Below are 15,196 nucleotides of genomic sequence, written 5' to 3' on the forward strand. Positions count from 1 at the left end.
TTTCCAGGGATTTCGCTTTTAGCACTGTATATTTATAAATAGTGCCCCTCTCACGCTTATTTTCTCTTTTGCTTCCTGAATAGCTGAATGCGCACAACGTCCCCCCTTAGTTAAATTTAGCTCATTTCAAAGCGCCTGTTTTTATTTTCCCACTGACAGACTATCCGCCCTTTTCATACAAGATACTTTTTACTTTTTCCAATAATAGCTCATCACAAAACTTCCGGTTCACACTTTTTCGGCTGATTCCACTTTCTTTAAATCTTTGAATACGGCGATACAGGTATAATTCTCTCATGTTGAAGCCGATGATCATCAGATCAAATATTACTTCTGTTGCTGCATGGCAATAGCAATGTTTTGCGTGATAATACGTTTTCAACTGGTGGAATCCATTCTCTTCTATATCCCATCTTCGGTTCATCATCTCCCATAAAACCCGAGGTTCCCCTTGATCCAGAGTCGTTACCAGCCACATCCGGCGTTCGTTTTCTTTCCAGCTTTCATGATATCGGATCACACGAAGCTTATGGGGACTATTATCTATCTCAAATCCTGAAAGATCCCAGACTTCTATATTCTTTTTTCCACAGGTAAACGACCTTTTTTTCCCCTCATCCCGCTTAAACAGGCTTTCCGCATCCTGAAACAGTTCCCTTCGTTCATCTTTTAGTCGGATCACCGCATCCAGTCCGCACTCTTTTATCGTATTGATAAATGGGGCATTCAGATACAGCGCATCTGCTACGATCACATCTGCGAAATGTCCGTGTCTTTCCTTCAGACGTCTGATCAGCTTTTTTCCTCCTGTCAGTTCTCCTTCATCTTTTTCCGCTCCGTCCCTCGGTTTTAACATTTCCTGGCCCAGGATTACATGTGGCGTTTTTCCTACTGTCATACAGACCACGCTCCGGTGGAAATATTCTGTTTCACCTGCACGGTTTTTCCGGCTAAGGCAGTCCGAACAGGACTTTTTTGTGCTGTTGAACAATTCCACTCCATCGATACCGGCTACAACATATCCACCTATAGTCCCTTCCCGAAATACACGGTTGCTTTTTATGATATCGATCGTCTGGTCGTGGATCTCACGGATCTCATCTGGATCTATCTGGGTAAGAAGGTCACGGACCGCATCAATTTTAGGTATTTTTCCATGTATGCAGTTTTTCAATCGTTTTCCCATACTTTCAGGCGCAGAAAAAACTGTATGAAAACTCTCATACTGCAGCATCAGAAAGAGCAGTGCCGGCATGACGATATTAAATAATGGGATCGTTCTTCTTTTTCTTTTGTCCGATAACCCCTTGATTTTCTCCGGGATTTTATATACACTTTTCATATAAGTTAGCAGCTTCTTTAATGCTAATTTTTCATTAAGGACACCTTCTTTCGTGTTGTTTTGTGGGTAACATAATTATACAATAAAAGGTGTCCTTTTTGATTGCTTATGCAGAAAAAACAGTAACTTTTTATTCAATATGAGAATTCCCCGTTCTGCCAGATGGATCCCTTGCAAAACGGGGAACTTTTTATCTTAAAAGCGAAATCCCTGCCGGATTTCTGTAACACTTTTCTATTTGCAGAAAATGTGGTATCCTTATAAAAGCAGTCTGCCTGCAGTACTGCTTTATTTTTTAATTGACAGGAGTGAATATAAATGGCATTCGACGGTATTACCATAGCAAATCTCGTCTGGGAATTTAAGCACACCTTAGAAGGCGGAAAAATCGCAAAGATTGCCCAGCCAGAAAAGGACGAACTGCTTATTACCATTAAAAATAACAAAGAAAACTATCGCCTGCAGATTTCTGCCAGTGCAAGCCTGCCTCTTATTTATCTTACAGCAAACAATAAGACCAGTCCTCTCACTGCACCAAATTTCTGTATGCTTTTAAGAAAACATATCGGCAGTGCCCGCATTATCTCTGTAAAGCAGCCGGGGCTGGAGCGTATTTTAGAATTTGAACTGGAGCATTTAGATGAATTAGGAGACCTGTGCAGAAAGCGCCTGATCGTAGAGATCATGGGAAAACACAGCAACATTATCTTCTGTAAAGAAGACGGAACTATCATCGACAGCATCAAACACGTTTCTGCCAGCATGAGTTCTGTAAGAGAGGTTCTGCCTGGCCGGGAATATTTTATTCCCCAGACCATCGCAAAGGAAAATCCTCTGGAAGTGACAGAAGACGTTTTCAAAAACTGTATTTCCACCTCTCCTACTTCTGTGCAGAAGGCTTTATACGGGCACCTTACCGGCATCAGTCCTATTATCGCCGAAGAGCTGTGCCACCTGGCTTCCATTGATTCTGACCGCTCAGCTACTGAACTGACAGAACCGGAGCTGATCCACCTGTATCATACCTTCCGTCTGATGATGGAGGATATAAAAGACGGGCATTTTTCTCCCTCTGTTATATATGACGGCGACACTCCCATTGAATATGCCAGCGTTCCTCTCAGCTGCTACGACAGCAAGGGATATTGCAGGAAAGCTTATGATTCCATCAGTGCACTTCTGGAAAATTATTATGCCTCCAGGGACACTATTACCCGTATCCGTCAGAAATCTTCTGACCTGCGGCGTATTGTACAGACTGCCTTAGAACGCAGCTGCAAGAAATACGACCTGCAGTTAAAACAGTTAAAGGATACAGAGAAGCGGGAAAAATACAGGATCTATGGAGAGCTTTTAAACACGTATGGTTATGAGTTAAAGGGTGGGGAAAAGTCTTTTAAGTGCATTAATTATTATGATAATAAAGAGATCACGATCCCGCTGGATCCACAGCTGACCGCCCGTGAAAATGCCCAGAAGCATTTTGATAAGTATAATAAATTAAAACGTACTTACGAAGCTTTAAGCCAGCTGACCAAAGAAACAAAGGCTGAGGTGGATCATCTGGAATCTGTAAGTTCTGCCCTTGACATTGCTTTAGATGAAAATGATCTGGTCCAGATCAAAGAAGAGCTGATGGAATTTGGTTATGTGAAAAAACGCCGTGCCAACGAAAAACGGCCAAAGATCACAAGTAAACCTTTCCACTATGTATCTTCTGACGGCTATGACATTTTTGTAGGAAAAAATAACTATCAGAATGAAGAGCTTACTTTTAAAGTAGCAAGCGGCAATGACTGGTGGTTCCATGCTAAAGGCATTCCCGGTTCCCATGTGATCGTAAAGAGCAGTGGACAGACTGATCTGCCAGACCGGGTATTTGAAGAAGCCGGTGCTTTGGCTGCTTATTATTCTAAAGGCCGGGAAAATGATAAAGTAGAGATCGACTATATACAGAAGAAAAATATCAGGAAGGTTGCCGGAGCTGCCCCGGGATTTGTAATATATCATACCAATTACTCTCTGGTAGCTTCTCCAAAATGCGATCTGCAGGAAGTAAAATAGGTAATATCATCCCCCGCCCGTGAGCGGGAAAAGTTAAAACTCTATATACAAAAAACGCCCTTCGGGGCGTTTTTATTATACTTAAAAAACCTGTTACAGGCAGCATTTTCCAGATGCATGCACTCTGAATATAAAACAGCCGGTCCATCAGACATAGCTGACGACCGGCCGATTTATTTTACTTCAAGCGAACCAATTCCGTGCAAGAATTAGTTATACTTACGCTTACGAGCAGCTTCAGACTTTTTCTTACGTCTTACGCTTGGCTTCTCGTAATGCTCTCTTTTACGAATTTCCTGCTGAATGCCAGCCTTTGCGCAGTTTCTCTTGAATCTGCGTAAAGCACTGTCTAAGCTCTCGTTATCTTTAACAATTACGTTTGACATCGCTCACACCTAACCTCCCTCCAGTTGTGTAATTGTGCATAATACAACTGTTTGGGTATTTTTAGCACTGCTATGATTATAGCATAAAATTCCCATACGTCAAGAAAAATTTTATATTTTTCTGCGTTTTTTGCACTTTTTATTCAAACAGGCTTATTTGGTCTGTTCTTCTACTACTTCAACGGCTTTCTTTAAAGCTTCTTCAATGCCTGCAGGATTCTTACCACCGGCCTGAGCCATATTCGGACGGCCACCGCCGCCGCCACCTACAAGACCGGCAATAGCCTTGATCAGGTTGCCTGCATGAGCACCCTTCTTCTGTGCCTCATCTGTTGCAGTTGCCATTAAGCTTACTTTTCCATCCATAACGGAAGCGATCACAACTACACCTTCACCGATCTTATCCTTTAGCTGGTCACCCAGATTTCTAAGACCGTTCATATCTACATCAGCCACCTTAGAAGCAAGTACCTTAACGCCATTTACTTCTTTAACCTGGCTTAATACATCTCCTAAGGAGTCATTTGCCATTTTGCTCTTTAACTTTTCATTTTCAGAGTTCAATGCCTTGATCTCATCTAACAGGGACTGGATCTTTGCATTAAGACCTGCCGGAGTTGTTTTAGCTGTCTTCGCTGCTTCCTGAAGCTCTGTCTCTACTTCTGTATAATGTTTCATCAGACCATCAGATGTAAGTGCTTCAATACGTCTTACACCAGCTGCGATACCTGCCTCGGAAAGGATCTTAAAATATCCAATGGTACTGGTATTAGCTACATGAGTACCGCCGCAAAGTTCTGTGGAGAAATCTCCCATCTTTACAACACGTACCTTTTCACCATACTTTTCTCCAAACAGCGCCATAGCACCTGTTTTCTTTGCTTCATCTAAAGTCATAACCTCGGTTACAACCGGAAGCGCAGCCTGGATCTCTTCATTTACAATATCTTCTACCTTCTTGATCTCCTCTGGAGTCATAGCAGAAAAATGGGTAAAGTCGAAACGAAGACGTCCTGCATCTACATAGGAACCAGCCTGTTCTACATGGCTTCCTAATACAGTACGCAATGCTTTCTGCAGCAGGTGGGTAGCACTATGGTTCTTGCTGGTCAGTGCACGGTTCTTCGGGCATACAGACAAGGTAACTGTCTCGCCGGCACTTAACATTCCCTTAGTCATAACACCTACATGGCCGATCTTTCCGCCCTGTAAATGAATGGTCTCTTCTACCTTAAATTCACCGTTGGCACTGTGGATGGTGCCCTTATCGCCCTGCTGTCCACCCATAGTTCCGTAGAATGTGGTCTGGTCTGCAATAATGGTTCCTCTCTGGCCATCTGTTAAAGCTTCTACGATCTCATCTTCTGTAGTCAGAACAGAGATCCTGGAGTCTACATCTAATTTATCGTAACCTACGAATTCAGAGGTGATAGAAGCATCAATAGACTGATATACAGTTACGTCTGCACCCATATAGTTGGTTGTCTTACGTGCCTTACGTGCCTTGTCCTTCTGCTCCTTCATAGCTGCTGCAAAGCCTTCTTCATCAACAGTGCAGCCCTTTTCTTCCAGGATCTCCTTAGTCAGATCTACCGGGAAACCGTAAGTATCATACAGCTTAAATGCATTTTCACCGGAAAGGGTCTTCTCACCGGCAGCTGCCATAGCATCTTCCATTTCAGCAAGGATAGCCAGACCCTGATCGATGGTCTTGTTAAATTTATCTTCTTCCTCAGTCAGCACCTTAAAGATCATGGACTGCTTCTCTTCCAGTTCTGGATATCCGTCCTTGGAAAGTTCAATAACAGTCTTGGAAAGCTCTGCAAGGAACTTACCTTCAATGCCAAGCTTTCTTCCATGGCGTGCTGCACGGCGCAGAAGACGGCGCAGTACATAGCCTCTTCCTTCATTAGAAGGCATGATACCATCAGAGATCATGAACGTACAGGACTTAATATGGTCTGTAACAATACGAAGAGAAACATCGGTTTCATGGTCTTTCTGGTATTCTTTATCAGAAAGAGCACATACTCTGTCTAAAAGAGCCTTGTTGGTATCTACAGTAAAAAGGGAGTCTACATCCTGAACAACAACTGCCAGACGTTCCAGACCCATACCTGTATCAATATTTTTCTGCTTCAGTTCAGAATAATGGCCATGACCATCATTGTCAAACTGGCTGAATACATTGTTCCATACTTCGATGTAACGGTCGCATTCGCAGCCTACGGTACATCCCGGCTTACCGCAGCCATACTTTTCGCCTCTGTCGTAGTAAATCTCAGAACATGGACCACAAGGACCTGAACCATGCTCCCAGAAGTTATCTTCCTTGCCAAAACGGAAGATCCTCTCCGGAGCGATGCCGATCTCCTTGTTCCAGATATCAAATGCTTCATCATCATCCTGATAGATAGAAGGATACAGACGATCAGGATCTAAGCCAACTACCTCTGTTAAGAATTCCCAGGACCAGTGGATCGCTTCTGTTTTAAAGTAATCACCGAATGAGAAGTTTCCTAACATCTCAAAGAAAGTACCGTGACGTGCGGTTTTTCCGATATTTTCAATATCACCTGTACGGATACATTTCTGGCAGGTGGTCACTCTTCTTCTTGGTGGGATCTCCTGTCCGGTAAAATAAGGCTTTAACGGTGCCATACCGGAATTGATCAGCAGAAGGCTGTTATCATTATGCGGCACAAGTGAGAAGCTCTTCATCACCAGATGTCCCTTGCTCTCGAAGAATTCAAGGAACATACGGCGCAGCTCATTCACTCCGCGGTACTGTGGTTGTTTCACTTTTTTCTTCCTCCATTATATAAAATTAGGGTTTTTCAGTAAATATTTCAGGACAGCAAAAATCCAGGCAGAACAGATTTTGCCTGTGAATGCCCTCCTAAAACAAACCATGTATATAAACTCATAAACGGAATTTTACCATATTAGAGCTGAATTAGCAAGAGAAAATATGCCCTTAAGCTTTTCCGCAACACAAGCCTTTCGATTTTTTAATCTCTTATACTCCCCTGGAACGAATAGAAACAAGGAAATCTCCTGCCAGTTCCCCGCCTCCTTTTTTATCCTGCTCCTGAACTGTTCCCTCTTCAAACAGATCCGGGAATTGTTTTAAAAGCTTATGCTCCTGAGCCCTTATCCTATCCAAATGCATGCCAGACCAATATAATACCTTATCCAGATCCCGTACAGACACTGCAGATACGATCGCCTCATGATCTTCCAGTACAGACACCATAGCATTATCTGTATCTGTAAGCATCAGTGTAAGCAGACGCATACGTTTATAATTACAACATTCCTTCTGTATCACATCCCAACAATACATTCTGTTTATTTCTTTGTAAAATAGAGAATGAAAGTTTTCATCTGATGCAAAAAAGCCGCGTACATCCCCTGCTCGTATGCATTCCTGTTGTTTCTGGATTTGATCCTCTAATCGTAAGATGACAGTAGGGGAAAATGCAGCTACAAAATCCCGCATCACGTTTTCTTCAATAGACCGACGGATAAAACGTTCATTATCGATCCGTCTCAGATCCAGTCTGGATATCATAGTACCTCTTTGTGGCAGAAATGTGATCATTCCTTCCTGCTCCAAACGGATCAGGGCATCTCTTACCGGGGTACGGCCAGACTCATACAATTCACAAATATCTTTAATGCTGAAAATAATACCTGGTTTTAAACGAAGACCCATAATATCGTCTCTTAAAACTGTATATATATCATGACCTTCTTGTTTTTTTACTGTTTCAGAACTCATCTTCTACTTCCGTATCCTGTTTTGTTGCTGCAAGAAGATACTGGGTATAAACATAAGGACAAAAAGAAACTCCTGACGCCAGCTTTGAAAAATGGATAGCACCGATCTCACTTGCAGCTTCTACTTTTCTCATCCTTTTAAAAAGCCCCAAAAAGCTGCATCTGGCCTGTACACTACGCGTATAAATCTGCGGCCTTTGTTCTTCCAGCACATGAAATAATTCATGCCACAGAATAATATCCCTAAAGCAACGATAAATGTCACTATCCGAAGAAAGCCGGATTTCCATCCGGCTTTCCCCTAAAGTGATCACAGTTTCATTTAACAGGACTTTCTTTTCTTCTGGAACCATCATTCCCATATAAAGAAAAGAAGGCATAAGTTCCGGTTTTTCTGTTTCTATATGAAAACCCAAAAAATCCAGATATCCCTTTACAGTCCGCTTTCCATACTGATCTCCCAGCAGTTTTAACTGCCTTTCTGCTTCTTGCATACTATATTTTATTATAGTTGATTTTTCTTCCAAATTCAACTGTTTCCCAACAGAATCTTTGTCCAGGATATGCATATACCAGAACTCATCGGAATAGTTTTTCACTGAACCGCTCCTTTAACCTAAGGAATTCTTTGCAAGAACTAAAATGATCTCCTCTTTCGGTCCCTTATCTGCCAGCTCTGCCTGGATCAGCCCAGAGACCTGGGCATATTCCGGAATGCCGGAATAGTCAATAACACGGGAACCTGCAACTACATATACATCCGGATTGATACGTACTTCAGATGAGAAGTTAGAAGATGCATCCCATATCTTCTTTAAGTCTTCTGCCGCATTTTCCATAGTAGTCACTACGCAGCCACCATTGGAACGCTGTATCTTAATAAAGCCCTTTTTGTCGATCACACGCAACTGTTTTCTATTGCCCTGTTTACAGGTGACCACAAAGATCTGTCCATTAGTCGCCTCCAGTTCTACTTCTGAAGGTGAAACACCTACTGACTCTGCTGCTATGGCAACTGCCTCTTTTTCATCACAGTTTTTCATCAGATCTGTAGTTTTTACTTCAGTTGAGCCCATGGCAATAGCAGTTACCTTCTGGGCCTGCTCATCGATCTCTACGTATACTTCAATACTGTCTTCCACTGCACCGGAATTCATTGCCAGTTCTTTTGCCTCTTTTTTCAGCTGGGCAATATCCTGGGCTGTAGGGTTCGGAATGGTTCTTTCTACCATTTCACGGACCATGGCAAGTGCCACACCGATTGATGAGATGACCTCTGCATTCTCTGGTATCTGATACTTAAATCCCATATCATTAGCAGTAAAAGTAAGAAGAGTTCCTGCACCGCCGCCAGCTCCTACCAGCACGATCTGATCCCGTTCTATCTTATACTTGCTGATCAGATCTTCGATCACAGGCTTGATCTTATCTGTAGATTTTTGAAGAATGGTCCTTGCGGTATCCTGAACGGACATTCCCACTTCATCTGCCAGCAGCTTTATTGCCTTCGTAGCAGATTCTACATTGCCTCTGGCATAATCTCCCTCTGCCAGTATTCCCAGCACATTAGCTGCACATGTATTGGTAATAGTAACAGATTCCCCGTTGTTCAGGCGGATAGCCACATAATCACTTGGGTCATTTTCTCTTGGCTGCATATAGTAAAGGCTCGCCCCTTCAAAAAGCTCAGGGTCTGTAAAGCAGGCATATCCCACATTTGCTATGTGGGCAGAACGCGGACCTACATCTACAATGCCACCTTTTCCGGCTCTGACCATAGAACCTCCTGCTACACCAAGCACACGCACATCCAGAGAATTTACATAGGTGCGGTGACCGCCAATAATAGCATAATCTACTGCCGGACGTCCATTTTTAATAACGCCGATATTTGTAGAAGTTCCTCCTACTTCAAAATAAATACCATTGGAGGCCCGAAGATACATCAATGCTCCAATCACAGAAGCTGCAGGACCTGAAAGCATAGTCAGAACCGGACGTTTTTTCATTTCGCCAACTTCCATTACGCCTCCATCACCTCGCATGATCATAAGAGGCACTTTTACTCCTGTAGAACGCACAGAGGATTCTGTACTGTTGGCGGTTTCCATCATCTTCGGAAGAATACTGGCATTTAAAGCCGCTGTACGTGTTCTTGTTGTCAGGCCATAAAGTTTTGTGATGTCAGATGCCATAGAAGCCGGAAGTCCCATAGACTCTGCTATTTCTGCCACCATTTTTTCTTCTGTCATATTATCTACACCAAAAGCCTTGGAAGCCACGATCACACGGTCTCCCTGATCATAAAGGCTCTGGATCACCTGTTTAACAGATTCCGTATTCATATCTTTGGACTTCATAAATGCTGAATGTATTTTAATAAATTTTCCAGTTCCCAGATCAATATCCGGGATTTTGGTCTGACGCTTTGCCAGCCAGCCTTCAATACCACCTTTGCCAATACCTACAACGCCTACATCTGCCACATCACCTTCTAGAAGAGCATTGGTAGCCTGAGTAGTACTGTGGGCAATAAAAATCACCTCGTCAGGACTGATGTTACTGGACTCAAGACATTTCTGGAAGGAATCCACAACGCCCTTTGCCACTCCCTCTTTTGCAAAATGAGTGGTCATGACAGAACCTTTTCCCACGATCTCATTAGTGGCATTATCAATAGCCACTGCCTTTGTATGAGTGCCTCCTACATCGATCCCGATCCTGATCGCACGTTTTGCCATAATCTTCTTATCCTCCTATTTTACAAAGTACTGCTGTATACCACATACCCAAGAACTTCAATAAGAACCATTGCCAGCCAGCCCCATGGAAGATTGGTCTTAATGTAAGTCTTTGGCTCCAGTTTTGCATAGCTCAATGCCCACATAGTCCAGGACTGGGTCGGACAGGAAGATGCAACAATAGCAACTGGCGGAACTAAAAACAGCATGAACAGATAAGGTTCTGTAAATACGCCCATAGCCTGTAAAATAGAAGCAAGAGCAATACCGGAGCCCCATATCATTAATGGTCCTCTAAAGAGAGCCAGCGGAGCAACTACGCAGAATACCACTAATAATACCACTGGGGACTGTGGGATAATTCCTCCTAACAAATTCTGGAGAATAGGTGCTACCTGTTTCGCAGCAGCCTGAAAAATATTAACACCATATAACATACCGATCAACAGACCAGAATCTGCAACACCATCATACAGTGTCTTCTGTACTTTTTCTACTGCTTTTGTATAGCTGGTCATGTTTCTGGTAAATAACAAACCTAAAAAGATACCCAGTAAGAATGCAGGTACAGGCTGCCATTTAAAGAAAGAAACCATAATGATCGGAACAAAAGGAACGATCATGCAGTAAAATGGAAGTTCTCTTGCTTCCGGTGCGGAAGCAGCTGCAAATGCTCTGGACTTTCCCTGCTTCATAAAGTTAAATACAATAAATACGATCATGATCACTACACTGATCGCTGTTGCTATTAATGCAAAATGAATGTATGTATCATCATATTTAATATCCGGGAATACCGCAAAGAACTGGCTTACATAAGCAATATTTAAGTACATGCCGGAAGCAACAGCCAGCATATAAGCTCCTAAAGCGGTTTTCTTATCAATACCAAGAGAGAACATGATCGGCAGAACGATCATACCAATAGCCATTACAGAACCAACACCAAAAGCGCTGCAGAAAATCAGGGCACAAACTACATTTAAAAGGATTGCTGTCATCAAAGGTTTATCACCAGCCAGCTCTACTGTCTTTTTAATAATATAACCTGCAATGCCTGTATCTACCAGCACCCTTCCGAACCATGCACCAAATACGATGATCGCAATGGTAGCTCCATAATTTTCTACTGACTTCTGGAATACATCTGTTACTACTGTCTGGATCGGCACCATACCAATGATGCACCAGAGGATCGCTGTTACAATAAATCCCACCAGAAGATTGCCCCCTTTGAAGCAATACACGATAAGACCGATAAAAGTGATAAGTAATAAAATACCTGCAAGAATGTTCATACACTTAACCTCCTAGATTTTTTATGGTTTACCGGCAATTTACTAATATATCAGTACTGATATATTAGCATTGATATATTAGTTTTGTCTATGGGTATTTATCCTATTTTTATCCACTTTTATTGTGCATATTGTACAATTAACACTTTCTTAACGCTGTTTCACACTCTTTATTTTACATTTTTGCTTTACATCCTCTTTTCCATTCCTCTTATGTTTTTATCACTGATATATCAGTTGCTTTGCATAAAAAATGACTCCGGAACCAAAGCCGGAGTCATTTTTTCTCTTCTTCTTTTTTATTTTTTAATCTTTTCCTGCCAGTTCATCATACCGCTTTGCCAGCTCATAGGCACGTTCTCTGGTCTGGTTTACCATGCTGGAAGCATAGGATAAGCCATTTCCCGTTTTGCCGGAGCTGTCAGCTGCATCAGATTCTCTTTTTTTCAGCCAGTCTTTTTCTTCATTTGCAAGCTTTAAAGCTTCTTCCTGGGAAAGAGCCTCTAATAAGGCATTATATACAGCATTTAATTCCCCATCCCACATTTTTAATTCTGTTTCTGCAGATGTTTTTGCGGAATAAACATTTGAGTCTGTATCCTGTTCCCTTGTCTTTTGTATCTGGCTGTCTAATTTTTTCAGGCGTTCTGTATAACTTTCCTCTTTTGTCTCAACAGACTGCACCTCTGCCCCTTCATCTTCTGCCAGAGCAGTCTCCTCACCGGTTACTTCTTTTTCCTGCAAAGATCCCCGGCTTTTTTCTCCCACCTCTTCAGGAACAGCCTGAAGTTCTTTCTCTTTTCCAATGGCTTTCTTTGCAGTATCTGTCGAAAGCACCTGTACCTGCTGTTCCTGGGAAGTTCTTTTCACAACGGAGCTTGTATAACTGGTAATGGCGATCCCTACTACCAGGATACAGCCGATAATGACCCACATCCTTCTATCTTTCATATATTCACATCCCTGTCTGTTATCTATGGACTGCTTTTACCGGCAGTAATTATTTTCCAGTCATACAGTACCATAAAATCGGACGCTTGTGAATACTATTCCAAAAGGAGTAATATATTGTAAGATTTGCGTAAAAATTGAGCAGAGATGATCATCTCTGCTCAAATATATTAAAGGGATAATCCTTCATCTACCATCAGATCAGTTCCGTCTGCTGCTGTGGTAGCCAACTGGTCACACCGTTCATTCTGGGGATGTCCGGCATGGCCTTTTACCCAGATGAATGTAACCTGATGCTGCTCTTTTGCTTTTAAAAGACGTTTCCACAGATCAATATTTTTTACAGGACCGCTTTTACCGCGGTTCCAGCCTTTAGCGATCCATCCACTGATCCAGTTCTGGTTAAAGGCATCTGTAAGGTACTTGGAATCTGAATATAACTCTATCCTGCATGGGCGGTTTAAAGCCTCTAAGCCTGCTATGGCTGCCATTAACTCCATACGGTTATTTGTGGTCTTTTTATAACCTGCGGATAAGGTCTTTTCATGTAACTGGCCGCTTTTATCCACATAATGCATGACCACACCATAACCTCCTGGTCCATCCGGATTTCCTCTTGCTGATCCATCTGTGTAGATTTTTACTTCTGTCATTGTCCTGTACTCCTGCTGTTATCATATATAGCGATATGTTATTTTCCGTTATACTTATCGGTTCCATTTTTCGCACAAAGCTAATATCTGCTCTGTAAAACGTTTCAGATCCTGGTTTGCACCGCCCTGGTTGCGTGCGATCACATCCATAAGCATCTGTCCTGCATCCACCAGTCTGGTATAAATGCCTGTTGCCTTTCTGGTTGCCTGAGTCTCTGCCTCCACTAAAACAGGCTCTGTCTCCCTGATCCACAGTCCCCTTATCAGGTCAAATTCCGAACCTGAATATGGTGCTTTTGCTGTAAGACCAAGCTGCGTTGTCAAAGCATCTGTCAGGGATTCACAGGACTCATCATTTCCATGTACCACAAATACATATTTGGGTTTCTGTTCAAAAGCAGCTGCCCAGGTTAAAAGCCCATCTCTGTCTGCATGGCCGCTAATACCGTCCAAAGTCTCAATATGGGCCTTAACATCGATCTCTTCACCAAAGATCTTAACAGCAGGCGTGCCATCCTGAAGCAGGCGGCCTAAGGTTCCTTCCGCCTGATATCCGGCAAATACTACACTGCACTCTTCCCGCCACAGATTGTGCTTTAAATGGTGGCGGATACGGCCTGCATCACACATACCTGCCGCTGAAATGATCACCTTCGGAGTCATATCAAAGTTGATATTTTTAGATTCTTCACTGGTAACAGAAAGCTTCAGCCCCGGAAAATCAATCGGGTTAATACCACGTTCTACCAGTGCCTTTGTTTCCTCATCATAACATTCCACCATGTTCTGCTTAAATACATGGGTTGCCTCTACTGCCAGCGGGCTATCCACATATACCTGGAAACCATCATGGCCAGTAACCAGCTTTTTTTCTTTAATATGGCGGATCATGTACAGCAGTTCCTGGGTCCTGCCTACAGCAAAGGCCGGAATCACTACATTACCTTTACGGTCTAAGGTCTCCTGGATAATACGCGCCAGACCAACTACATGGTCTTCACCCTTTTTGTGATAACGGTTTCCATAGGTAGACTCCATAACTACATAATCGCCGTCAGAAATATACTGTGGATCCCGAATCAGTGGTTTGTTTTTGTTTCCAATATCACCGGAAAAGACTATCTTACGCTGTTCTTCTCCCTCTGTTGCCCAGATTTCAATAGAGGCAGAACCAAGAAGATGACCTACATCTGTAAAACGTAAAGTGATATTTTCATTCAGTTTAAACTTCTGCCCGTAGGCAACACCTTCAAAATGGCCTAAAACACCTTCTGCATCCTGCATGGTATAAAGAGCTTCTACCTCTGCTTTTCCTGCTCTCCGGGCTTTACGGTTTCGCCACTCTGCCTCCATCTCCTGAATGTGGGCACTGTCACGAAGCATGATCCCACACAGATCTGCAGTTGCATAAGTAGTGATGATCTGCCCCTTAAAGCCTCTGGCATAAATCCAGGGAAGCATTCCTGCATGATCAATATGGGCATGAGTCAAAAATACATAGTCAATATCACTGTAGCTGACCGGAAGTTCCGCATTCTGATAGGGATTATTTCCCTGCTCCATACCGCAGTCAATAAGGACCTTAGTATCTCCCACTTCCAGAAAATGGCAGCTGCCTGTTACTTCATGGTCTGCTCCGATAAAGGTCAGTCTCATAAGCATTCTCCCCTCTGCTGCCCCTTTTTATTGTTATCATTAAGAGGCTCGTTTTTGCTAACCATAGTATAGCACATGCGCATGTTTATTTGCAATCTTTTTCAGTCATTTTGCGTAAATTGTACAAATTTTCTGATAATGTTGTTTACTCCCCATATGCTGCCTGCGCAGACGCTTGTTTTTCTTTTGGACTCATTACATCTTATACTCACGAATCCCGCGCATTCGCGCTCTACTGCCTGCTTTCGCAGGCGATTCGTTCGTTAATGGTCCAAGAAAAACAAATGCCACCTTCGGTGTCGCTTGTTTTTCTTTTGGACTC

11 protein-coding genes are annotated in these 15,196 nt (G+C 42.7%); 1 reads left to right on the forward strand and 10 read right to left on the reverse strand.

The window, feature by feature from the left end:
- Window positions 1-160: 160 nt before the first annotated feature.
- A complete protein-coding gene (locus OGM16_15735) occupies window positions 161-1,342 on the reverse strand; it encodes a transposase (protein ID UYJ46226.1) in 1,182 nt (393 codons plus the stop codon).
- 318 nt (window positions 1,343-1,660) lie between these two features.
- Here OGM16_15735 and OGM16_15740 point away from each other — a divergent pair, with 318 nt between their 5' ends.
- On the forward strand, window positions 1,661-3,406 hold the full coding sequence (locus OGM16_15740; protein ID UYJ46227.1) for an NFACT family protein: 1,746 nt from the start codon (window positions 1,661-1,663) through the stop codon (window positions 3,404-3,406).
- 209 nt (window positions 3,407-3,615) lie between these two features.
- Here the strand turns inward: OGM16_15740 and rpsU are convergent, their stop codons facing one another.
- The 9 genes from rpsU to OGM16_15785 all read right to left on the reverse strand — a co-directional run bounded on the left by rpsU (window position 3,616) and on the right by OGM16_15785 (window position 14,880).
- Entirely contained in the window at window positions 3,616-3,792 is a 177-nt protein-coding gene (rpsU, locus tag OGM16_15745; GenBank protein ID UYJ46228.1) for a 30S ribosomal protein S21, read from the reverse strand.
- Between the two features lie 153 nt (window positions 3,793-3,945).
- Window positions 3,946-6,594 (reverse strand): alanine--tRNA ligase, encoded by a 2,649-nt coding sequence (gene alaS, locus OGM16_15750; GenBank protein ID UYJ46229.1) that lies wholly within the window; start codon window positions 6,592-6,594, stop codon window positions 3,946-3,948.
- 217 nt (window positions 6,595-6,811) lie between these two features.
- Window positions 6,812-7,576, reverse strand: coding sequence for a GntR family transcriptional regulator (locus OGM16_15755; protein UYJ46230.1), 765 nt, complete (start codon window positions 7,574-7,576; stop codon window positions 6,812-6,814).
- Window positions 7,566-8,174: a hypothetical protein gene (locus OGM16_15760; GenBank protein ID UYJ46231.1), complete on the reverse strand. Its 609-nt coding sequence runs from the start codon at window positions 8,172-8,174 to the stop codon at window positions 7,566-7,568. Before OGM16_15760 ends, OGM16_15755 begins: the two co-directional genes overlap by 11 nt.
- Before the next feature lie 12 nt (window positions 8,175-8,186).
- Window positions 8,187-10,316: a hydantoinase/oxoprolinase family protein gene (locus OGM16_15765; GenBank protein ID UYJ46232.1), complete on the reverse strand. Its 2,130-nt coding sequence runs from the start codon at window positions 10,314-10,316 to the stop codon at window positions 8,187-8,189.
- A gap of 20 nt (window positions 10,317-10,336) precedes the next feature.
- On the reverse strand, window positions 10,337-11,614 hold the full coding sequence (locus tag OGM16_15770; GenBank protein ID UYJ46233.1) for a citrate transporter: 1,278 nt from the start codon (window positions 11,612-11,614) through the stop codon (window positions 10,337-10,339).
- A gap of 306 nt (window positions 11,615-11,920) precedes the next feature.
- Window positions 11,921-12,565 carry a DUF1311 domain-containing protein gene (locus OGM16_15775; protein ID UYJ46234.1) on the reverse strand — a complete coding sequence of 215 codons (645 nt, stop codon included), beginning with the start codon at window positions 12,563-12,565 and terminating at the stop codon, window positions 11,921-11,923.
- Window positions 12,566-12,735: 170 nt separating this feature from the next.
- Complete coding sequence (rnhA, locus tag OGM16_15780) at window positions 12,736-13,218, reverse strand: ribonuclease HI (protein UYJ46235.1); 483 nt, start codon at window positions 13,216-13,218, stop codon at window positions 12,736-12,738.
- 54 nt (window positions 13,219-13,272) lie between these two features.
- Complete coding sequence (locus OGM16_15785; protein UYJ46236.1) at window positions 13,273-14,880, reverse strand: MBL fold metallo-hydrolase; 1,608 nt, start codon at window positions 14,878-14,880, stop codon at window positions 13,273-13,275.
- Window positions 14,881-15,196: the final 316 nt, after the last annotated feature.

This window comes from Lachnospiraceae bacterium (assembly GCA_025758065.1).
Classification (GTDB): Bacteria; Bacillota; Clostridia; order Lachnospirales; family Lachnospiraceae; genus Enterocloster.